The following is a 21,149-nucleotide window of genomic DNA, read 5'->3' on the forward strand; positions in this document are numbered from 1 at the left end:
TCTTTTCAGCCCCTTAAATGATACTACTACGTGCCTTGATTTTCTAACTTACCAAATTCTCGTACTTATTATTAGTTATATTAGGCTGTCCTGCCTTGTATTATTAATTTTGGGTTGTCCTTTAAAATGAGGTGCGCATCTTTTTCCCCTACAAGACATTTCAATCTTCGAATGGCCTTCCGCACGATAGACATTCGTCGTCCCGGGCCGTGCATATCCGATGCCATAACATGAACTAATCGCTTACGCAGAAGAAACTCCGTAACTTTTTTAGTATCCCTGCCAAAGAGCCCCATCAGGCTACCTGCAGTAATTTGAACAAGTACCCCTCTTTTTACCAAATTTATTAGGATAGCAGGGTTTTGGGATATTTCTTGGTTTCGTTCAGGATGGGCCAGTATCGGTGTTACTCCCAGCAGCTGCAAATCAAAAAGAATGGAATTAAGCTGCAAGGGAAGTTGCAGTTTGGGTAGTTCGACCAAGAGGTAGTTCCCGGTATTGTTTACCGTAAGTAACAATCCCATTGAGAATTGCTTTGTTAATTCGGGTACTAGGTAATATTCTGCGCCCGACAGCAGCTGCGCATCTATACCATGCTGCAACAGAGTATGGTTTAAGCTGCTAGTAGCCTCCAAAATCATATTCTTTGAGTTTTCATATATTTCCGGTCTAACATGAGCTATGGCAACAATCTGATTGAAACCAACCGATAAGGCTTGTTTTACTGCAAGTAGTGCCTCATGCTCATGGCAGACACCATCATCTAAGCCCGGCAATACATGGGCGTGAAGGTCAATCAAGGGTAGTACCCCCCTTCTCTGGTATGGTTTGCTCAGTGGCGAGAGCATTTATCCTTTTGTGCAGCCTTCCGAGCCTAAAAATCGAGAGTAGATGTAAAAGATGCCTAGTTTCATAAATCCGAAGGCCGAACCCAATTATGCCAAAAGTTAAGGCTCCCACGCCAACGTCTATGCCTAACCGGGTGGCTAAAAGTAATAGTCCAAAACCTAATTTAGCCGCTAGAAAGGTATCAACCAGGTAGACGACATACCCCATCGCAACCCCAGAAGCTATGGTTGCGCCGATAAAACGAAAGAAAACCCCATCAAATAGTCCGCCCATACGTTGCTGAAAAAATACAGATAGAATAATTGCAGTAGTAAATAGGGTCAATGTCGTCGTAAGTGCCAGTGCAGAATGTCCCAGCGAGGGAACTAGCAGAATGTTTAAGCTGATTTTAAGACCCAAGGTGGTTACCACAACTAAAAGTGGAGTACGCACGTCTTTCATAGCAAAAAAAGCCCGTGTCAGGGGTATATAAAAGCAAAGCCCTACTATACCGAAAGAGTAGAAAAACAGGGCATCAGCCGTCATCGATGTTGCGCGTGGGTCAAACGCGCCCCTTTCAAATAATAATGTTACAATCGGCTGCCTCAGTACAACCATACCAATGGCCCCGGGGATTGCCATTAACAGGATTGACTTCAATCCTGTTCGCAGCGAAGTAATCATCTCTTTAGACTTAGCTTCTGTTGCTAACCTGCTCAGTGTTGGATAGATGGCAGTTGTTACTGCTGTAATAAAAAGGGACTGGGGTAACTGCATTGTTTTTCTTGCATAGTTTAGTGCTGCTATACTTCCTTCGCTTAACGCCGAGGCAAAACGAAAATCGATTAAAGTATAAAGTTGAGTTATGCCAGATACTATTAGAATAGGTAATATGGCTAGCATAATTTTATATAGAGCCGGGTCTTTGAAGTCAAATGAAATAAAATATTTGAAACCGATACCTTTAAGGGCTACAAGTTGGACTAACAGGAAGAATAGTGAACCAACTACAGTGCCGATAACTAAACCGTAGACGCCTAACCACATTGTACTGAACATGGCGAAAAGGATAATCGTAATGTTCATGATGGCTGGACCTACTGCGGGCGGCCCAAATACATTATTCGCATTTAAAATCCCCCCTAGCAAGCCTGATAAAGTCATAAAAATAATTGAAGGCATAATTAGTGATATGAGAATGGTTGCAATTCCTAAAACTTCTGTGTTGAAACCTGCGCCGAAGAAATTAGCGAGTGTTGCTGCGTTGATTATAGCTACAACGGTACTAGCGGTGGTAATAAGAAAGACTAAATTAATGACCTTGCTTAATAATTTCCAGGAAGCAACACGTTGTCCAAGGGCGACGTATTCGGAATAAACAGGTATGATAACGGTGGACAGAGTCCTTCCTACTGCGCTGTAAAAGATGAAAGGAATGGTAAAGGCAATAAGAAATGCATCGGCAGTCCCGGTAGTGCCAAATCTGTAGGCAATTGCAGTCTCTCTACCAAGGCCTAAGATGCGTGACAGTAATGTAAGAATTAATATTAGAAAAGTATTTCGGGTCATTTTTCCACTTACATTCATCTTTAGTACCCCTATAAAATAGAATAATTACCCCGGTAAAGCTGAGTTATATCCTGCCTTAGTCGATGTAATCCAAATCGTTCAAGTGCGGAGTCTCTTGCCCACTGTCCCATTTCCATTCTCAACTTACTGTCATTAGTAAGGAGATCAACGTAATCAACCATTTCTTTCAAGTTGCGCGCTATAAACCCGGTCCTGCCATGCTCTATAACATCACGGTTGCCTACCACATCGGTTACCACTGCGGGGATTCCCGAAACCATGGCCTCTATTACCGATAGGGGCATACCTTCCCACAACGAAGTTTGGATGTATATATCCAACGTGCTTAAATAGGTCAAGGCGTCTTCTCGGGGAAGCCAACCGGTTAATGTAATGTTTTTTTGCGTCTGAAATTTAAATCCTTCGTTACCGCCTCCAATCCAGCAAAAGGCAACATTGTCCCTATGGACATAATTCATAACTAATTGCTCAAACATCTGAGGATTCTTTTGGGGGCAAAGCCGGCCAACAGTACCAATTTTTATAACATCTGTTTGCTCACAGGACCAATCTTTTTTCGGTATAATATCAGTGTCCACCGCGTTTTCAATGATGATGATGTTATTCTTTCTTAATCGACTCGCTTCTTTGGCCTCGCTAGCAGAACATGCAACAGTAATTCCTCCAAGGTTAGTGCCAAACTTTTCAATATAGAAATACATTAATTGTTTCAGAGACCGAACGTTTAATTGCAAAAAGCCAAAGCCCCGGGGCGAATAAAATACTTTAATTTTTTTCCCCAAAACCATACGATTGGCTAACCTACCGATCAATCCAGCTTTAGAGGAATGAAGGTGAAGGATATCTGGATTTACCTTTTTTAAAATTTTGCGCATCTCAAATAGCCCCAATAAATCACGATATGGTGCTATCTGTCTGACGAGATTAATTCTGATGGTCTGTATCCGCGGGTCTAATTTGGCACTAAAATCTGATGGAGTTTCCTGCCTCATTGAGTAAGCCAGAAATACATCGTTCTGATCGAAAACCTGCACATTACATAATTGAGAAACAGAAGTTAAAACTCCTCCGGCAAAGCTTTCTACCACATGAAGTACCCTCAACTTTCTGACCCTGATTCTCTCTTCAGCAAGAAACTATTTTGTATCTTTTGGATTGTTTTAATTAAGCGAAGCGTAACAATAATATATGCAGAAACATAAAACAATGCATAAAAAACGACAACCCAATCAAGTTTCCCAAAAATAACTCCTAGTAAAACAGCTGGCATTAGGAATCCTGTTACTCCAAGATTTGCACCAACTCGCTTATGAGCTTTAATTGTTTGCGCGGCATTTTCTCCTTGGATACTTCTATAGTGTTGATATTGCAGTCGCATGAGGAGATTAGCCATTGCAGCGACAGCACTGATAATAATAAAGTTAAAATGGTGAAAAATGGCGGGTGATCCAAGCTGCTCTGCAGCTATGCCACTAGCTAATAGGACGCAAGAATAAGCCATATATCCGCCAAGGGCATCCATCCAACCGCCGTAACTACAGGCTTCTTTCTTTACACGGGCTACATGGCCATCGATACAATCTAGAAGAGCAAAGGAATTAAAGAGAATTGCTCCTATAATAGCATGATTTCGGTGCCCTAAAGCCATCATGGTTGCTGCGACAAGCGAAACTAATAGCGAAAACAATGAAATTTGATTAGCGGATAAGCCAAGTCGAACGCAGACCCAAGCGGCCGGAAAAGATAATGGGCGCAAAATGAACTGTGTCCACAGGGGTTCCCATTTATGGGGGGGTATGAGGCTTTAATGTCTGACAAAGAAGGAAATTGAGTTTTCATAAGATGTAACCTCTTTTCCTTGGACCATCGTATTTTAGTCAAGAGATGACTTCATAAATAATTGGGTTCCTTGGGCCATAAGTAAGCCCAGTAATACCCAGAGCAAAGGTAAGGTAGTACCACCGAAAGAATCGCTTAATTGATTACTAAAAATATATGACAAGATACCGAAAACTAGGCCTACGGCAGTTGCCTGTTGGTCTAGAGACAGTTTGCGGCTGGTTTTTAATACATAGTAAGACAAGAAAAGGATGCTTTCTAAGAAAGATGTAAAAGCAAAAAGACCGAAACGACCTAGGGTTAGGTAATACTCAATAAAAACATTGTGCGCATGATTGATGCCCAAATGCGTTTCCGTATTTCCTGCGCCAATGCCAAAGTTAGGATACCCTTTTACAAGCGTTAATGCTTCGTGCCATATTTCCTGACGAATGATAAGAGTTCGGTATTCTTCCGGGTTAGCTAATACAAGTTGGAGGTTTCTAAAAGTCTCGGGAACTAATTCTAATAGTAAGAAAAAAGCGGCTGCCCCGATGCAAGAGACCGCTATGAGGGTGCCAAGCAGGGACCACATTCTTTGAGAATACTTATGTTTAAAGGTATTCATAATTAATAGGGTGGCAGGACCTAATACACCGGCGATAAGTAAATTGGTTTTTGATCCGCTGATGACCAACCCTCCTGCCAGTAATAATGTCACTATCCACTGCTTGATTTTACGAAAATCTAATGAAAGATGTGCACAAGCTGCCGGAAATAAGGCCGCCAGCATCATGCCGAATTGATTAGGGTGCAAAAGAAATCCTTGTGCCCTATTAAACTGGTTTAGAGTAACCTCGCCTAACGGCGCAAATAAAAAGCCTGCAAAAGCGAAAATTACGGATAAAACTGCTCCTGTCACGGTCACCCGCAAAAGAAAACGAATCCAATCATAACTGAAAGAGGCCCCTAGGAATACCAGTAAAATTGCCAGGCCCATTAAATAACTTACTTGAAATTTTAGAGCTTCTACTATATTGACAGCGTTGGACATTGATAAGAAACCTGCGGTTAAAATAAGAACAATGCTTGCGAATAGCCAAATTACATGAATCAAAATAGGGGATGGTAACCGGCAAAGTTCCAAGTTGTTGGACATCAATTTATTTAGAGCAAATACTAAAATTAAAAGAAGTGTCATTGAATGAGTAATTTGCATACCGACACCAGAAAAGTAAAAAGGTCTACCTACCCATAAAAAGAAAGCTAAAAGGCCGGTTAAATAACCTATCATGGATAGCTTAACAACTAAGAATATTTTTCCATTCTCCATTGTCAACGAAACAATCGCATTTTTGTCTCTCAAATGGTTACACATCCCACCATAATTACCTTAGTAGGCCCCTTTGCCACCGAACACAACAGAAATAGTACGAATCAAAATGACTAAGTCCAGCCAGAGTGACCAGTTTTCAACGTACCAAGTATCCATTCTTAACCGTTGATCAAATGTGACATTGTTGCGACCACTCACTTGCCAAAAACCACTAATGCCCGGAGGAACTCGTAAAATGTCTTCATGCCCTTCTAAATATTGCTTTTCCCGTGGTAAATAAGGACGGGGCCCGATAAAGCTCATGTCGCCTAGAATAACATTTGCTACCTGGGGCAACTCGTCTACACTTAATTTTCTAAGGATTGTTCCAACTCTTGTCACTCGTGGGTCAAACCCCTTGATTTTGGCGAAATTCTCCCATTGTTTTTGGAGGTCTGGGCTCGATGCCAAGTGTTTTTGCAGCAGGACATCTGCATTTTGATGCATGGTTCTTAATTTAAAAAACGGGAATTCCCTGCCGTTCTTACCTATTCTTTGCCCCGAATAAAAGACCGGGCCACTTGAATCCAGCTTGATCGCGATTGCTGCAACTGCTATCACCAGACAAACAATAGGCATTAAGAACAGAGCAAGAAGGACATCGAGAAGCCTCTTCAGCCCTCTCGCGAATTTAAAAGATGCTTTACTTGATGAAGTCGGGTTGCAGGATGATTGAAGTAATAATTTTTCGTTACTCATGAGCCACCACCAGTTCTGCTAGTGATTTTGGGGTGTAATTGGCAGGCTTGTAATTAAGGGGCGTTACAGTTTATATATTGTGAAGCTTATTTTGTTAGAACGAATAAACTTGCATTGATTAGTGTAAATATTTTCCAGAGAAATTTTGACCATATAACTAACCCGCCGAATATAGAATGTTAGAAGAAGGGAGTGAAAATTATTGAAGGTTACGATAATAGGGGCGGGATATGTCGGTCTTACCACTGCCGCCGCAATGGCATATACAGGACACGAAGTACATTGTATCGATAAGGATACCGAACTGATTAAAGAGCTGCGTAAAGGAAATGTGCATTTTCATGAGCCGGGTATTATTGAGTTATTATCTATGGAGCTGTCACTCTCTTTTGGGGATTGGGAAACCTTTGACAGGGGTTCTGATTTGATTTTCATAGCAGTGGGTACACCGCCCAAGTCTAATGGTGATGCAGATTTAGCTTATATTGAATTGGCTGCCTATGAAATTGGACGTCGAGCCGCTAACGTAGCCCATATAAACGTTGTTATTAAATCAACTGTGCCCGTAGGTACAGCGCAAAAAGTGCAATCTATTATTAGTCAAGTAAGACTTAAATCCGGGGATATGGATGCTTCTGTTACAGTAGCCTCCAATCCAGAATTTCTCCGTGAGGGTGCAGCATTATTTGATACATTCTACCCAGGGCGAATTGTTGTTGGATCTGAATCTTCTGGTTTAATCGATATGCTGGATAAACTATATAAGCCTATACTTACGCAGACTATCAGTCCACCGGCTTTTTTACCCCGCCCGAAAAAAACTATTACCCCTGCATTCATTTCTACAACTACAGCTAGTGCAGAACTAATTAAATACGCGTCGAATGCATTTCTCGCTATGAAGATATCATTTATAAATGAGTTTGCCGGTTTAGCAGAGTTTTTGGGAGCAGACATTGAGGATGTGGCAATGGGGATAGGCCTAGATAGACGTATCGGGCCTGAGTATTTGCAGGCGGGTGTAGGCTGGGGAGGCAGTTGTTTCGGTAAAGACATCGGCACAACGCTAGCTACTGCAAAGAAGTATGACTATAATATGCATCTATTAGAAGCCACGGTGATGGTGAATAACCGTCAACGTGAAGCTATCATAGAAAAGCTTGTACGACAGCTTAAAGAAATTAGGGGTGCTAACATAGGTATTTTGGGAGTTTCCTTCAAGCCGGAAACGGATGATGTACGGGATGCCCCTTTTTTAGCCATTTCCCGTATGCTGCATAAACTTGGCGCCAACGTGAAGGCGCATGATCCTGTCGCAGTTTCTAACTGCATGCGAAAACATCCCCAACTGCCTGTTACTTACTGTAACGAGCCCGAAGAAGCTGCTGAGAATGCTGACGCATTGTTGATACTTACTGAATGGGAGCAGTATCAAACGCTTAATTATGCAGCAATTGGACAAATAATGCGGCAGAAATTACTTATTGACGGACGTAATATGTTGAATTCTGAGCAGATGCGTCAAGCCGGATTCATATACATTGGAGTAGGATGATGTTAAAGAAAACACAGAAAGTATTGGTTACCGGCGGTGCGGGATTTATTGGCAGCCACCTAATTGATAACTTAATAGAGGAGGGTCATATAGTAATCAGCGTAGACGATTTCAATGAGTACTATGATCCTGATATAAAATGGCGAAACATTTCTGCTCATTGTGGAAATCCAAAATTCAACTTGATACGGTGTGATATTTGTGACCGTAGTAGGATAACGCAGGTATTTTTAGATAACCAGCCAGATATAATAGTTCATCTGGCAGCCAGGGCTGGGGTTCGACCGTCTTTGACAAACCCCTCTCTTTACACAGAGGTTAACGTAAATGGAACGCTTAACATCTTAGAGGCTGCAGCCAGAATTAAGGTAAAGAAATTTATCTTTGGGTCATCGAGTTCCGTCTATGGGGTAAACAAAAAAGTTCCCTATTCAGAAAATGATGCCCTATTGACACCTATATCGCCCTATGCTGCTACTAAAATTGCCGGGGAGGCACTTTGCCATTCATTTGCACATCTTCATCATATTAATATGATTGCACTGCGCTTTTTTACTGTTTACGGGCCAAGACAGCGTCCTGATTTGGCTATACATAAATTTGCAAATTTAATTATGGCTTCCCAACGAGTTCCCGTCTATGGGGATGGCAGCAGTCAGCGCGATTATACCTACATAGGAGATATAGTAAAGGGTATCCGTCTAGCGATGGATTATCAGTTGCCCCAGTATTATGAAGTATTTAACATTGGCAACTCACAACCCGTGAAACTGCTGGATTTAATCAGTTGGTTGGAAGAGGTCATAGGAATTAAAGTTGAAGTAGACTATCAACCTACTCAACCGGGGGATGTACCGATTACTTGGGCAGATACGCAAAAAGCAGAACGCCTATTAATGTATCGACCTATTACACCACTTAAAGAGGGCTTAGTATCTTTTGTCAATTGGTTGGGGAAATAGGTGGAGAATACAGCCGGACCTTTACAGCAAATAAAAGAAGTGAGCTGAGTTGTTTTAGTCCTGATTTAAATATTTTTCAGAGAGCTCCCTGATTTTATCTGTTTGCGGCACCCAATAGAACAGTTTCTTCTTGATAATTGGATCTACTGTGCGCTCTGATGCACCGGGAATTTGAAAATATTCAATATCGTCTTTAGAGATGCTGTGTACCAGCCATGCAAGGCTTATCATATCACTGTTAGTTAAGTTAGTATCAAGAATATAACTTCTAGACTGCTTAACTAAAGTTGGTACTTTAGGCAATTGGTTGGCATTTAAAAGTTTTTCGCTGAGGGCATCCAATAGGAGCAGGTTATTCTTTTGCCGCCCAAAATCGCCGCCGGGAAGTGAATAGCGCTCCTTTGCCAGCTTTAATGCTAAATCCCCGTCCAAATGCTGCGAACCGGCAGGGAGGGTTTTGTCAGCAAAGGTTAATTTTAAGGGTTGAGGCAGTTCAATATCAAGTCCCCCAATTTCATCCACAAAATCTTTAAAGCCCTGAAAGTTAATTTTAAGATAATAGTTGATTGGGCAGTATAGCAAGCTGCTTACCGCTTTAACTGAGGCCATAGTTCCTGCATGGCTGCCGCCTTCTAATTCACCTAGAATATGTGCGTGGTTAATTTTTGTATAACCTACCCCTGCAAGTTTCACCTTGGTATCCCTTGGTATCGAGATGAGGTATATCTTTTTCGTAGTTGGATTTATATTGGCGAGCATTAGTAAATCAGTGCGGGATAATTCTTCATTTCTCGCATCTATCCCCAGTAGTAAAACATTAAAAGTTTCATCAGGATACTCTGCCGCCTGCTGTTGCGGCACAGAATCGTCAGATTGCCTCTTAGGGTCTTTCACTTTATTAGATGTTTTTGGGGAGTCAGGTGTAGTTTCTAAAATAGGCATGTTACTGGTATCAAAGTGACGATTTGGCTGCAGATTCCAAACGAAGTATATTGCTAGGATGGTAGAAATCATAAAGACAACCACCACTGCCTTTGACCACATTTTCATTGAGAATATCCTCCTAATTTTTACGTTTGGTACTTGCTGGCTTAGCTTGAAAGGAGACAAACTGTGGAGCTAATAATGCTATGAATAAACCCTTAGCAATTTCATTAGAATTCTGTAACCTGTTAGAAAAGAATAATATTAATTACTGCTATTGGAAATGCAGCCGTGATTTTTCCAGTGCATTGGCAGGAGCTAAAGATATAGATATGCTGGTAGACAAAAATCAAGCAAGCGAGTGCGAACAAATTTTATTAAATTTGGGATTCAAAAGAGTTATCTCACAAAGCTGGGCAAGGTTCCCTGGAATTGAAGATTGGCTGGCTGTTGATGAAGTAAGCGGCAAGTTAATCCATGTTCACCTGCACTATCAGCTGCTGTCAGGATTAAAATTCGTAAAAGAACAAGTCATACCGTGGGAAAAAATCATCTTAGAGACTGTAGTTAAAGACACCTCTTCCGGTGTGGCCTTGGTTGACCCTAATTTAGAGCTTATTCTTTTGGCAGTTAGGATCGGTGGGGAAACAACGCTTTTTTTCTATTTGAGCAGGATGTTTCAAAAGACAAAACTGCCGAAAAAATTTAGCGGGCAGAGGAATTACCTTTTAGGCAGGATAAATGAAGCGGAGCTGCATCGCTGGGGCGAGAGGCTTTTTAGCTCCCAAAATGGTCCACAAATCATTAGCTTAATCTCAAAGCCCAACCTTAAGCTGTGTTCTATTATAAGATTGAGAATATTAATTGCTAGAGAAATGTCTAGATATAGAAGACACCGCAAAGTGCCCGCGATTATAATTCAAATGTTATGTTATTTTTACGTTATTTTACTAAAGCTTAGACATAAAATATTTAAGATTCCGGTGCCAAAGAAACGTTTTCATAACAGTGGATTTATTATTGCAGTCATAGGCTGTGATGGTTCAGGGAAGTCAACTATTACTACGGAATTAGCGCGTTGGTTTTCGTCGAAGCTTGAGGTGAAAAAGTTATATTTGGGAAGCGGAGATGGGTTAGGCCCTTTGTTTCGAGGGCTGAAAATACTGGTGAGGCGCTTTAAGGGTATTAAAAGAGATGGCGTTAAAACAAAAAAAATATCTAAAACTGATACAAGCATATCGCTGCCTGCTTATCTATGGAAAGCATATATTGCATCCATGAGGTATCGAAAAATCATAAAGGCAAAAATGGCCGGCTGCAGTGCTGTTGTTATAACGGACCGTTACCCTCAGAAACAGTTTAATGGGATTTATGATGGTCCATCGCTGCAGGACCGGAAGGGACTACCGGTAATATATCAGTTTTTGGCAAAATATGAACAGGTGAAATACAAGCAAATGGACCAATTGCCACCTGATATTCTCATAAAACTTCATTTGACTCCTGAGACCGCTGTTAGTCGGAAACCAGACCATACTTTAAGCGAGGTTAAGGCTAAAGCAGTGATTACGCCTCAAATATATTACCCAGGTACAAGAATAATCAATATTGACGCATCTGAACCTTTGGAGATGGTGGTGAAAAAGGTAAAAACAAGAGTCTGGGAATTACTATAGAAGACACGGGGACGTTTCTGTTGTCTTACTTGATAACCTCTGTTATGAATAGGGTGATGGAAATGGGAAGGGAAGCAAGCAAAAGTTCAACTGGGATATATCATATTATGTTAAATCAGGGATATGTACCATAATACAGGAACTAGTAACGGCAATTAGGAAGAGTAATAGGAGGAAAGACAATTATAGAGAAAGCAATTAGACAAGACAGATGAAACGTCCCTGCGTCTTCTTTCGTCCCTGCGTCTTCTTTGCTTGCTGGGTGTCTCGGAACGCCAGTTGAAATGTTATTATGGGCGGGTGCCGAAGGGTTGAAAAAAGTTATCTAGACCAAACGACCAAACAGCATACCAAGCACAGATCCTGGTATGCTGTTTGGTCCAATTTATTTTTTTATATTGTCACCTAGCACGCGGGCCAATTGATAGTTGATATATTGATTGAGACTGACATTTTCCTCTTTCGCTTTTTGTACTAGCAGGCGGTGTAAAGACTTGGGAACCCTTACGTTAAACTTCCCGGAAAACGCATTTTCGACGGTCGGCTCAGGTATTGTGAAGCCGTCTTCCAGAGCGGAAGCTAACCAGCAACGTTTGGCATCTTCGATCATCTCCAGGGCCTCTTTCACTGTTTCGCCCTGAGAGATACATCCGGGCAGTTCAGGTAGTTCAACAATATAACCGCCTTCTTCAGCGGGGTAAAGAACTACCTTATAATTAAGGTTGGTATAATGCTGTAAATCCTTATTAGTCATCTTCATTCTCTCCTTCGAGAAGGGCTAATGCTCTCTCAACATAAATAGTTTTTACGTGGGGTTGACGGTAAGGAACCGTCAATCGTTTTTTTAAATGTAGTGACTTGAACCGATACCTGGTTGGCGCCTAGTGAAACCGCTTCTAATTAATATTTTATCTAATTCCTGAAAACGTACTTGCTTTGGATTGTTTTTCACTTTTTGAAGCAGTTTTTCTAACTTGGTCATCGCGGCCACCTCTGAATTTATAGTACCATATATAGTGGCAGAAAAACAAGTTCCGATGAAGTTTAAAGGAAAAAGGAATTCCGGCAACCTCGTAGAATGAGTATTGTTAAATGTTGGAGACTGGAGACTTAAGAAAAGAGGATGCTTAGTGCTTTTTGAAACAGAGTTTAATTACCACGATGAAGAGTGTGCGCCGCAATGTTGGGTGTTGTTTAAAGGGGATAAAATTCTTACTTTAGAGAATAAGGGACAAGTTGTTTTATCAGATGTTGAGTTAGATAAGTTAAAACTAAAGCCTGTTCGGCAGCAGTATCTTGGTCGATTGAATGATCGGTCTTATTATGTCGGTGAACTTGCAGCTGATAAAGCCGCACCGGAAGGTGTATTGTTTTACGACTTAAGGCGCTTATTGGGACAGGTCCCAGACGATTTATTTTCATTAGCGGGTAAAGCGTATCACCTTTTGCATTGGGATCGTACCCACCAATACTGCGGCGGATGTGGAGTACCTACAGAAAATAAAATAGATGAAGTGGCTAAAATTTGCCCAGCTTGTGGATTAATTAAGTATCCTAGGATTTCTCCTGCAATCATCGTCGCTATTATCAAGGATAACCAAATATTGCTGGCCCAGGGGAGACAGTTTCGGGGTTATTTTTATATTGCATATATCACAATATCATGATATATTGTAATTAAACAAAGGAGGGTAATTTATGTCAGATACCCCAAATAACTCACAAGAGCAGTTTAAAATACATGCTGATATCTTAGCAAAATTCTTTTCAGGTCTTTCCCACCCTATCCGTTATAGGATAGTAGCCACGCTTGCGCAAAAAGAAATGACGGTTAATGAAATTGTAGGTGAGTTGGGCTGTTCCCAAAGTCAAATCTCCAACCACCTTGCCTGTCTTAAATGGTGTGGGTATGTAAGCAGTCGTCAGGAAGGCAGGAGTGTATATTATCAAGTTACTGATAAACGTATACTGGATATTTTAGAGCTTGCTAAAAGAGTTGTATCAGATAATGCCAAACATATTAGCTCATGCACCAGAATGTGACGGAATCTGTCTCCATCATACTTTATCCAATCTTTCAGGGTTAAAGGTAGGTGAATAAATTGAAAAAAACCTTAGTTATAAGTATTTTTTTTACATCTTTAATACTTTTACTAGTAGTAGGATGCAGTAATACAACTAATAACACTGCTAAGACTAAGATTAACACCTCGCTTAAAGAGGGAACCCAGGTAGACAAGGGAATTAATGCTATCCCAGGTGAATTTGTAACAAAACAGTTTTTTATAACTGGATTTACTTGAGCCAGTTGTGCATCTACCGCTCAATGGGTGCTATCCAGGCTGGATGGTGTCCAAGAAGCGAAAGTTGAAGACACAGGTGATGCGACGATTATTTATGACACAGATAAGGTGAACTTGGATGAGTTTAAAGAGGCTTTAAAACCCTATAACTATCAAATTGATTACATAGGTAATTGCGAAATTCAAAATTTAACGTAGGCAGCTAATCAGAAAGTTTAATAAAGAGGACAGAAAATTTTAAGCAGAGGTTGGACAGAAAAAATTCGGCACAAATAACCGCAAGTATTTTGCGGGTTGAAAGAGCAAGTATAAAGGATTTGCTAAGCCAAAAGAGGTTTAAGGCTTCTGATGAGTTCGTGTTTATGGAGTTTGTCTGCAAGAATAACGGTAAGCAGTTGAGTAATTCCTGCAAGGAGTAAGTCAGCCTTAATGGTTAAAGCATTTGTAGTTTTTCTGTTGGCGACGCCAAAATTGGATTTAAAGTGTTGAATGGTTTGCTCAATAACGCAACGATTTTTGTAGATATCAATCCATTCAGGGGTGTCTCTAATAATGCCAGGATAAAGTCTTAAGTCTTTTTCAGGATAGGTATAAAACATTCTACCAGAAGGAGAGTCGGAGCAAGGATGTTCACATAAAGTAATGCGTTTAGAACCTTTCCACTTCATTTTTGGGCAAACCCATTTATCTCTAACAACGCCACTCCTTAAGGGCGCTTTACCTTCATATTTCATGGGTAAAGAAGAATCTAACGGACACAGAGGTTGTCCAGATTCGTTGAACCCGGGTTCAGGGAGGTTCTTAGAACCTCGTTCGTTCAGAGGAATGACTGTTTTTAAAAAGTGACAATCCTTCAATAAAAAGTTATAGGAATCGTTTGTATCAAAAGCAGCATCGCCAATAAACGTGCTGGGTTTAAAATGAGTATGTGTTTTAAAAAAGTCGCGCAGAACAGGTTTAAGTGCTTTAGAATCGGATAAGGATTTATCTTCATCAGGGGAATCAGACTTTTTCTCTATTGGGATTTCAGGGTGTGCATTTATAAAGTCTTCATCAAAAAAGGAAATATTTCTGACTATACCAAGGCCATTTGTGAGCATACCAAATTTATAGACATAGCAAAAATGGCCATTGATGTAAAGCTGTTTGACATTTGGATTTGATGATGCGCAGGAAGGCATAATGCCGTATGCCATTTTGTATGGGTCAACAGAAGAGTTGCCTTTGTATTGAGACTTAAGCTGCTTGATTAAGCGATTGATAAACTTAGGATTATTCTCAGTAACGTAAGCTTCAACGCCAGAGGTATCAAAGACGAGATATGAAGCAAGTTCTGAGTTAATTTGCTCACAAATAGGTTCAGTTTGATCAACAAGGTTATCAAAAAGTGTTTGAAGATGTTTAGAAAAATCTTGCTTAAATCGTGTAAATTTTGATGCATCAGGTACTTTAGAAAAACCACAGAATTCACGGATTTCCTTGGAAAAATTCAAAAAAATAATCAGAAGCGCATCTGTAGGAATAGAAAAGATTCTCTGAATGATGAGTGCATAAAGAAAAGACTCAAGCTTAAATTTTCGTTTGCGACCAAAGTGCTTGTAAAAAGCCTGATAGAAACTCAGCGAAATATACTCTGAAAGTTGAATATGCTCTTCAAGAAGCGCTAGAAACCGAGGTTTATCCTTATCAACGAAATCAAGACAACCGTCATAAATATCAGATAGGGATAATTGTTTAAATTTCACAGAATAGATCTCCTTTCTTGTTGAATGTAGATATTGCCTGTTAACTATATTTTACACAAGACAAGTGAGGAGTTCTATATAACTAAGCAAGAAAAAAGATAGAATTTGCAAGGGTTGCGGCGTTTTGCAAACGCCTAAAATTGATTACAAATAACGAGGAGGTTTTATTAATGGCTGATTGTTGTGCTGTAAAAACGCCAAGTAAAGTAGAAGAAAAGTTTAACTGCCCGAAATGCGGCAACGATGGGAAAAAGGTTGAAATTGTGACGTTAAAGAGTTTACTGGTTCCAGACGCATTGGCTAAGCTTAGCCCACAAAATAGCTATCGTATGTGTAGCAATGAAACATGTGATGTGGTCTATTTTAACGAAAAGGAAGAAATATATACCACCGAGGATGTCAAAGTAGCTGTTTTTCAAAAAACTGATGCTGAAGATTGTCCTGTATGTTATTGCTTTGGCTGGTCCAGAGATAAAATTAAAAAAGAGTTAGAGGAAACGGGCGAGAGTACTGCAGGTGACACTATATCAGAACATATTAAGGCGGGTAGATGCGGATGTGATGTTAACAATCCTCAGGGTTCATGCTGCCTGGGAAATGTAAAGAAAACCGTCGCAGAGTATACCTCACAGCACAATAATTAACTGGCAGGTGACTTAATTGGCGAATACCGAAGAATTGGGAAACTACTTTGAAAGTCTATCTAGTGAGGAAAAAGCTGTTAGAGATACTGCATTTTTCTCTATCTTGGAAGGATTACCCTCTTCCATTAGCCATTTGAAGGAAGAGACCAACCTTTCCATGACGCAGCTAAAGACTGTTATACTTGAACTAGAAGCGAAAGGAATAATAGTTGTTGAAGAAACAACAGGTAACATAGTAGGGAGTTTCGGTCTTTCCTTAGTAGAAACCCCTCATCAATTGCAGATAAATGGAAGACATCTCTATACCTGGTGTGCTGCGGATACTATCGGTATCCCAGCGGCATTAGGTATGGATGCCATGGTAAAGTCTTATTGTTTTACCTGTAGAAAGCCTCTAACTATCAACATTTCTAAGGGAAAAGTAGTATCGGCTTCGGAACAAAACATAAGGTTATGGGTAATTGAAGCCGACTTAGGTAAATCAGTGGCAGGCTGCACCTGACCACAAATTAACTTTTTTTGCTCAGTTGAGCATTATAATTTATGGGAAACGGAAAACCGTAGAACTAAGGGACAACTTCTTGTTTTAAAAGAGGTTGAGGATTTAGGGAAAAGATGGTGGAAGGATGTAGTACAAACTGTATTGATTTAATAATTGTGAAAAAGAAATAATGTCGTACCGTTTTATGAGTGCGACGGAACTAGATAGTTAAAGAACGAAAACAAAGCCAAATCAACCGGAATTGTGGCTTCGTTTTACTGGTCTGGCAGGGCCCAGGAAGGTCCGCATTATCCATAAACTATCACCTTTCTTCAAGATAACTATAGATACATACTTACCGAAAGGAAAGACACGAACTAATGAATGCAACGTTTGGAAAACGGCAGGGTTAGCGCCCCCAATAGGCAGCCTAAAAAAGGGTACCACCCGCTATCGGAAAAAGCCATTGGCGCCTTTAAAGGGAAGAAAAAAGAAACTGGAACCAGACTAAGCTGCCCCAAGTAAACTTGTAATTGCTTTTGGGGCAAATTTTAAACCGCCTTGGTGTGGTTGCTTTAATAGTGGGCCTGGCCATCTTTTGAAAGTATTCCTTTGATAACCAATGGATCGGTCCAACCGGGAGAATAATCCTCGGTATGCTGCTGGGGGCCGGACTATGGGCCGGCGGCGAATTCACTAAGGAGAAATATCCACGGTATGCCCAAGGGCTGCTGGGCGGAGGCAGCTTGGCTATGTTTTTTTCGATTTATGCGGGATACAGCTTTTATGATCTATATTCCCAGGCAGCCACCTTCATCGTGCTGGTGGAGATTTTTATGTTTCTCACCATGCAAAATACGCATTTCTTCTCCAAGAAGGAATTTGATTTTCTACTGTCGCCGGAGCAACTAAGTCTCAGCGGCATTTGGATGCTTTACGCTATCGTCTTGTTTACGCTGGGGTTGAAAAAATATAACAGGTACCTGCGTTTTGGGGGACTGGGGCTAATAGGCATTGTGATAACCAAGGCGTTTTTTGTTGACCTTGCGGGTTTAGCCACAGTTTATAAGATAGTGTTGTTTATTATTCTTGGGTTATGCTTGCTGGGTGTCTCCTTCGTGTATCAGAAGCAGAAAGACATCATAATCGGCCAAGACAACGGGGAGGAAATGTGATGAGACGGATGCTATTCTTATTGGTTTTTTTGTTGGGTTTTCAATCCATCGCTTGGGTTGCCGAAGATATCAGCCATTTCAAATATCAAGGCAGTGTAGATGATACAGGAACTAGTAACGGCAATTAGGAAGAGTAATAGGAGGAAAGACAATTATGAAGCAATTAGACAAGACAGATGAAACGTCCCTGCGTCTTCCGTCTAGGGTTTATAGAAAGCCCCATGTCAGGTAGCGTATTGCTATTTGCAGGATAACTAAGGGCACGATGCGAACTACCTTAAAAGGGGGAATATAAAGGTGGATATCCGGCAAAAAGCCCGTCAACTAGGGGCGTCTAAAGCTCTAATTATTACCAAAGAGCAGTTAGTGATAGAAGAGGCGGTAAGAAATGCTTGTGTTGAAAACCAATGCGGTCATTACGACAGTAACTTTATGTGCCCTCCCCATGTGGGAGAAATATCGCACTTTGAAGAAGTTCTTGATGAATACAGCCAAGGTCTATTAGTGCAGGTAAAACGTGATATTAAATCTCTCGAGGACAAAGAGGCAATTTTATCATTGGCTGGACAATTACATCAGTTGGTGCTAGCTATAGAAAAAGAAGCAAAGCAGCAGGACTATTCCCGCGCAAAGGCCTTAAGCGCAGGTCATTGTAAACTTTGCGAACCATGTCCGATTAATACGGGCGCCGACACGTGCATTAAACCCGACCTGGCTCGCCCTGCCATGGAAGCAGTGGGAATCAATGTAGTGGAAAGCTGCCGTCGCGCCGGGGCACCGCTTGAATTTTTGCAACATGAGGTTACCTGGGTTGGGCTGATCTTACTAAAATAAGCGGACGATATACCGGCAACTAAGCGGCAGGGGGCTTGAAGTAGTGGCCCACCGGTTAGAAAATTACCGTGAAGCTTTTCGGAACTTAGTTCAAGAGCAGAAGGTTGTTATGATAGATTTCTATACCCCATTAATGGATGCTGATACAGGTTGGGGGAAAGAGGAATATTTCTATGACGATGCTCATCCCAGTCATGCGGGATACCGTAAGATGGGAGAAACAGCTACGACATTTTTTAAGAAGCAATTACATCATCAATGATCAAAAAGTCATTTTCTTTGGTGCCCTGACACCACGTAATTGCGGTTATTGCTTGCTGGGTGTCTCGGAACGCCAGTTGAAATGTTATTATGGGCGGGAGCCGAAGGGTTGATAAAGGTTATCTAGACCAAACGACCAAACAGCATACCAAGCACAGATCCTGGTATGCTGTTTGGTCCGCCGCTGCCGTCCCATCCGACAATAAAAAAGCGACATCCCTTGGTGAAACCTGGGATGTCACTAACTTTATACTGATAACTGAACAAGTTTTGTATCGGGTTGGTTAAGTATATGTCGAATGAAATTGCTTTCGCGTTGGATACATGTTTCAATTTCTTTCGGTGTAAAGGCAAGAGGTTCGATAGGTTCCATTATTTTTGCTACTGCCTTGCCTAGTATCTCCCATCTTTCCCAGTCGGGCATTTGCGAAAAATCGCTGGAGATTACAATTAAGTCAATATCGCTATTTTCGTCGGCAGTACCACGTGCATGGGAACCAAACAGGTAGTACTTTTCTATTTTAATACCTTGCTGCTTGATGGCTTCGATATAATCCGAAATAATCTTATCTAGTCTAGCAGCTTCTGTAGACATAGTAGCACTTCCTTTGTCTTAGCGAGGTATTCCGCAGCTACATGGCGAGGGTATTTCTCAACAGCCTTTTGAAGCATTTCGGGGTATCGGGTGTTAATTGCTGCAGTATTTAATATTGAAATAAATTCACGATGTTTCTCATCTAGTTCTGCCTTTGAAAGCTTAGTTAATTTCAAGAGATTATGGATTTTGGGTGGGACGGTTTTGCTGCGCTCTGCAATTAGTCCTTTCAGCGCCTTTTCCAGCGCCAGGTGGCACATGAATACCGTATAAATATGTCTTTGGCTACTATACATAGCCTCAGCAGTCTCGTAATCATATTTAGCTTGTGAAAACCACTCTTTAGTCTCTGCTAGCATACAGTTTTTTCCACCTCTCGGGAAAAATTATAACATATTTGTATCTATATTTCAATTACCTAAGGAAGACGCGGGGACGTTTCTGTTGTCTTACTTGATAACCTCTGTTATGAATAGGGTGATGGAAATGGGAAGGGAAGCAAGCAAAAGTTCAACTGGGATATATCATATTATGTTAAATCAGGGATATGTACCATAATACAGGAACTAGTAACGGCAATTAGGAAGAGTAATAGGAGGAAAGACAATTATAGAGAAAGCAATTAGACAAGACAGATGAAACGTCCCTGCGTCTTCTGTAAAAAGTTCTTAGGATACGATAAGGATGAAAACGGTAATCTTATCATCAATAAAGAGCAGGCCAAGATTGTCAGGAGTATTTATAATTTAGATGTTAGGGGTTTACGAGTGAACGGTTTAGATGTTTTTCAGATTTTACGAGGATGAAAGAGCAGGATGGATGACGTATATATCGAACCCTTTCATTTAAGGGTTTAACGGTCAAAAATGCACGAAAAAGCAATTTAGATTGTTTTTGGAAAGGCAAAAAGAAAAGGGACTCATTATAGCGAAAAGCGTGAGAAGCACGATCGAACTTTTTAGTCTGAAACGAAGAGTTTACTATGAATTACAAAAAAAGTGAGGTGAGAAAGTGTATAAAAAACTTCTGACGAAAAAATTTTTTCAAGATAATCCATACTCGGAAAACTCCGTGCAACGGTTTATTTATAGCATGCTTTTATACGAAGGAATCGAAGATGCAGCAAATGAAATACTGATGAAACAAGTAGGATTGAGCGATGAACGCCTTATACAGATCACTCGGGAGAAGGAACTAATCCAGTCAGAACAAAACCCAGAGGAGATATTTCAGCTCTTACGCAAAAAAATAGATGTGATCAATCGGGACGACCTGATCAAAAAAGCGTTGGAGTTTGAAGAAGTGCTCCTCCCTATGGTTATAGAAAAGCTGATGCGTAGCTATCATGATATTTTTATCGAAAATTCAATACAGCTGCTTGCTAGAAGTCATAAAGACTTTACTCAGCTGTTGAAGGAAAAATATGCCGAGATCCGAAGCCCTTATGTGCAGTCATTAGTTTGTCTGATTCTTGGTTTGAGAGGGGAAGAAAACACCATTCCTTGGATACAGGACAGATTCTTTGAACTAAAAAATCTTTACCCAGGTGAAACTTATGATCAGGGTCCGCTGCTTGCCTTGCACGAACTTAATTGCCGCTTCTATGATAAGTGACAAGGGGATAAGTGACAAGGGGACGGGGATATTGACGCAAAACACCCAAATGGTATAATTTGCTAAAGGG

The 21,149-nt window shown here is 40.8% G+C and carries 26 protein-coding genes; 14 read left to right on the forward strand and 12 right to left on the reverse strand.

Annotated features, from left to right (window positions below; translation table 11 throughout):
- Positions 1-80: 80 nt before the first annotated feature.
- The 6 genes from MFMK1_RS06435 to MFMK1_RS06460 all read right to left on the reverse strand — a co-directional run bounded on the left by MFMK1_RS06435 (position 81) and on the right by MFMK1_RS06460 (position 6,310).
- Positions 81-800, reverse strand: a complete 720-nt coding sequence (locus MFMK1_RS06435; protein WP_366924303.1) for a tyrosine-protein phosphatase — start codon at positions 798-800, stop codon at positions 81-83.
- Positions 793-2,415 carry a murein biosynthesis integral membrane protein MurJ gene (murJ, locus tag MFMK1_RS06440; RefSeq protein ID WP_366924304.1) on the reverse strand — a complete coding sequence of 541 codons (1,623 nt, stop codon included), beginning with the start codon at positions 2,413-2,415 and terminating at the stop codon, positions 793-795. The genes MFMK1_RS06435 and murJ overlap by 8 nt, the downstream gene beginning before the upstream one ends.
- An 11-nt stretch (positions 2,416-2,426) precedes the next feature.
- Positions 2,427-3,506: a glycosyltransferase gene (locus tag MFMK1_RS06445; RefSeq protein WP_366924305.1), complete on the reverse strand. Its 1,080-nt coding sequence runs from the start codon at positions 3,504-3,506 to the stop codon at positions 2,427-2,429.
- Between the two features lie 11 nt (positions 3,507-3,517).
- The gene (locus MFMK1_RS06450) at positions 3,518-4,174 is read right to left on the reverse strand and encodes a CDP-alcohol phosphatidyltransferase family protein (RefSeq protein ID WP_366924306.1); all 657 of its coding nucleotides are present in this window, start codon (positions 4,172-4,174) and stop codon (positions 3,518-3,520) included.
- 117 nt (positions 4,175-4,291) lie between these two features.
- Positions 4,292-5,602: an O-antigen ligase family protein gene (locus tag MFMK1_RS06455; protein ID WP_366924307.1), complete on the reverse strand. Its 1,311-nt coding sequence runs from the start codon at positions 5,600-5,602 to the stop codon at positions 4,292-4,294.
- Positions 5,603-5,629: 27 nt separating this feature from the next.
- Positions 5,630-6,310 carry a sugar transferase gene (locus MFMK1_RS06460; RefSeq protein WP_366924308.1) on the reverse strand — a complete coding sequence of 227 codons (681 nt, stop codon included), beginning with the start codon at positions 6,308-6,310 and terminating at the stop codon, positions 5,630-5,632.
- A 202-nt stretch (positions 6,311-6,512) separates the two neighbouring features.
- On the opposite strand from MFMK1_RS06460, the gene MFMK1_RS06465 reads away from it, so the two are divergent.
- Positions 6,513-7,865 (forward strand): UDP-glucose dehydrogenase family protein, encoded by a 1,353-nt coding sequence (locus tag MFMK1_RS06465; RefSeq protein ID WP_366924309.1) that lies wholly within the window; start codon positions 6,513-6,515, stop codon positions 7,863-7,865.
- Positions 7,865-8,827, forward strand: coding sequence for a GDP-mannose 4,6-dehydratase (locus tag MFMK1_RS06470; RefSeq protein ID WP_366924310.1), 963 nt, complete (start codon positions 7,865-7,867; stop codon positions 8,825-8,827). The genes MFMK1_RS06465 and MFMK1_RS06470 overlap by 1 nt, the downstream gene beginning before the upstream one ends.
- 54 nt (positions 8,828-8,881) lie before the next feature.
- Here MFMK1_RS06470 and MFMK1_RS06475 read toward each other — a convergent pair whose 3' ends face one another.
- Positions 8,882-9,877 carry an LCP family protein gene (locus tag MFMK1_RS06475; RefSeq protein WP_366924311.1) on the reverse strand — a complete coding sequence of 332 codons (996 nt, stop codon included), beginning with the start codon at positions 9,875-9,877 and terminating at the stop codon, positions 8,882-8,884.
- Positions 9,878-9,957: 80 nt separating this feature from the next.
- Between MFMK1_RS06475 and MFMK1_RS06480 the strand changes: the two genes are divergently transcribed.
- Positions 9,958-11,427 carry a nucleoside/nucleotide kinase family protein gene (locus tag MFMK1_RS06480; protein WP_366924312.1) on the forward strand — a complete coding sequence of 490 codons (1,470 nt, stop codon included), beginning with the start codon at positions 9,958-9,960 and terminating at the stop codon, positions 11,425-11,427.
- A 385-nt stretch (positions 11,428-11,812) separates the two neighbouring features.
- Here the strand turns inward: MFMK1_RS06480 and MFMK1_RS06485 are convergent, their stop codons facing one another.
- Positions 11,813-12,181 carry a type II toxin-antitoxin system HicB family antitoxin gene (locus MFMK1_RS06485; protein ID WP_366924313.1) on the reverse strand — a complete coding sequence of 123 codons (369 nt, stop codon included), beginning with the start codon at positions 12,179-12,181 and terminating at the stop codon, positions 11,813-11,815.
- Between the two features lie 90 nt (positions 12,182-12,271).
- Complete coding sequence (locus MFMK1_RS06490) at positions 12,272-12,409, reverse strand: hypothetical protein (protein ID WP_366924314.1); 138 nt, start codon at positions 12,407-12,409, stop codon at positions 12,272-12,274.
- A 148-nt stretch (positions 12,410-12,557) separates the two neighbouring features.
- Here MFMK1_RS06490 and MFMK1_RS06495 point away from each other — a divergent pair, with 148 nt between their 5' ends.
- The 4 genes from MFMK1_RS06495 to MFMK1_RS06510 are packed head-to-tail and all read left to right on the forward strand — an operon-like array spanning position 12,558 to position 13,928.
- Positions 12,558-13,094, forward strand: a complete 537-nt coding sequence (locus tag MFMK1_RS06495) for an NAD(+) diphosphatase (protein ID WP_366924315.1) — start codon at positions 12,558-12,560, stop codon at positions 13,092-13,094.
- A 31-nt stretch (positions 13,095-13,125) separates the two neighbouring features.
- Positions 13,126-13,470 (forward strand): ArsR/SmtB family transcription factor, encoded by a 345-nt coding sequence (locus MFMK1_RS06500; protein WP_366924316.1) that lies wholly within the window; start codon positions 13,126-13,128, stop codon positions 13,468-13,470.
- 50 nt (positions 13,471-13,520) lie between these two features.
- Positions 13,521-13,730, forward strand: a complete 210-nt coding sequence (locus MFMK1_RS06505; protein ID WP_366924317.1) for a hypothetical protein — start codon at positions 13,521-13,523, stop codon at positions 13,728-13,730.
- A gap of 27 nt (positions 13,731-13,757) precedes the next feature.
- Complete coding sequence (locus tag MFMK1_RS06510) at positions 13,758-13,928, forward strand: heavy-metal-associated domain-containing protein (protein WP_366924318.1); 171 nt, start codon at positions 13,758-13,760, stop codon at positions 13,926-13,928.
- 122 nt (positions 13,929-14,050) lie between these two features.
- Here MFMK1_RS06510 and MFMK1_RS06515 read toward each other — a convergent pair whose 3' ends face one another.
- Complete coding sequence (locus MFMK1_RS06515; protein WP_428846297.1) at positions 14,051-15,484, reverse strand: transposase; 1,434 nt, start codon at positions 15,482-15,484, stop codon at positions 14,051-14,053.
- Between the two features lie 161 nt (positions 15,485-15,645).
- On the opposite strand from MFMK1_RS06515, the gene MFMK1_RS06520 reads away from it, so the two are divergent.
- The 6 genes from MFMK1_RS06520 (at position 15,646) to MFMK1_RS06545 (ending at position 18,871) form a co-directional block, all read left to right on the forward strand.
- On the forward strand, positions 15,646-16,119 hold the full coding sequence (locus MFMK1_RS06520) for a putative iron-sulfur cluster-binding metallochaperone (protein ID WP_366924319.1): 474 nt from the start codon (positions 15,646-15,648) through the stop codon (positions 16,117-16,119).
- A gap of 16 nt (positions 16,120-16,135) precedes the next feature.
- Positions 16,136-16,621, forward strand: a complete 486-nt coding sequence (gene merB / locus MFMK1_RS06525; RefSeq protein ID WP_366924320.1) for an organomercurial lyase — start codon at positions 16,136-16,138, stop codon at positions 16,619-16,621.
- A 635-nt stretch (positions 16,622-17,256) separates the two neighbouring features.
- Entirely contained in the window at positions 17,257-17,775 is a 519-nt protein-coding gene (locus MFMK1_RS06530) for a DUF2339 domain-containing protein (protein WP_366924321.1), read from the forward strand.
- Positions 17,775-17,903, forward strand: coding sequence for a hypothetical protein (locus MFMK1_RS06535; RefSeq protein WP_366924322.1), 129 nt, complete (start codon positions 17,775-17,777; stop codon positions 17,901-17,903). Before MFMK1_RS06530 ends, MFMK1_RS06535 begins: the two co-directional genes overlap by 1 nt.
- 169 nt (positions 17,904-18,072) lie before the next feature.
- The gene (locus MFMK1_RS06540; protein ID WP_366924323.1) at positions 18,073-18,609 is read left to right on the forward strand and encodes a DUF2284 domain-containing protein; all 537 of its coding nucleotides are present in this window, start codon (positions 18,073-18,075) and stop codon (positions 18,607-18,609) included.
- Between the two features lie 43 nt (positions 18,610-18,652).
- Entirely contained in the window at positions 18,653-18,871 is a 219-nt protein-coding gene (locus MFMK1_RS06545) for an SGNH/GDSL hydrolase family protein (RefSeq protein WP_366924324.1), read from the forward strand.
- Between the two features lie 246 nt (positions 18,872-19,117).
- Here the strand turns inward: MFMK1_RS06545 and MFMK1_RS06550 are convergent, their stop codons facing one another.
- Both MFMK1_RS06550 and MFMK1_RS06555 read right to left on the reverse strand, forming a co-directional pair.
- Complete coding sequence (locus MFMK1_RS06550) at positions 19,118-19,465, reverse strand: nucleotidyltransferase domain-containing protein (RefSeq protein ID WP_366924325.1); 348 nt, start codon at positions 19,463-19,465, stop codon at positions 19,118-19,120.
- Positions 19,441-19,824 (reverse strand): HEPN domain-containing protein, encoded by a 384-nt coding sequence (locus tag MFMK1_RS06555; protein WP_366924326.1) that lies wholly within the window; start codon positions 19,822-19,824, stop codon positions 19,441-19,443. The genes MFMK1_RS06550 and MFMK1_RS06555 overlap by 25 nt, the downstream gene beginning before the upstream one ends.
- Before the next feature lie 652 nt (positions 19,825-20,476).
- Here MFMK1_RS06555 and MFMK1_RS06560 point away from each other — a divergent pair.
- Entirely contained in the window at positions 20,477-21,079 is a 603-nt protein-coding gene (locus tag MFMK1_RS06560; RefSeq protein ID WP_366924327.1) for a hypothetical protein, read from the forward strand.
- The last annotated feature ends 70 nt before the right edge of the window (positions 21,080-21,149 follow it).

It is taken from the genome of Metallumcola ferriviriculae, from assembly GCF_035573695.1.
GTDB classification, from domain to species: Bacteria; Bacillota; JADQBR01; order JADQBR01; family JADQBR01; genus Metallumcola; species Metallumcola ferriviriculae.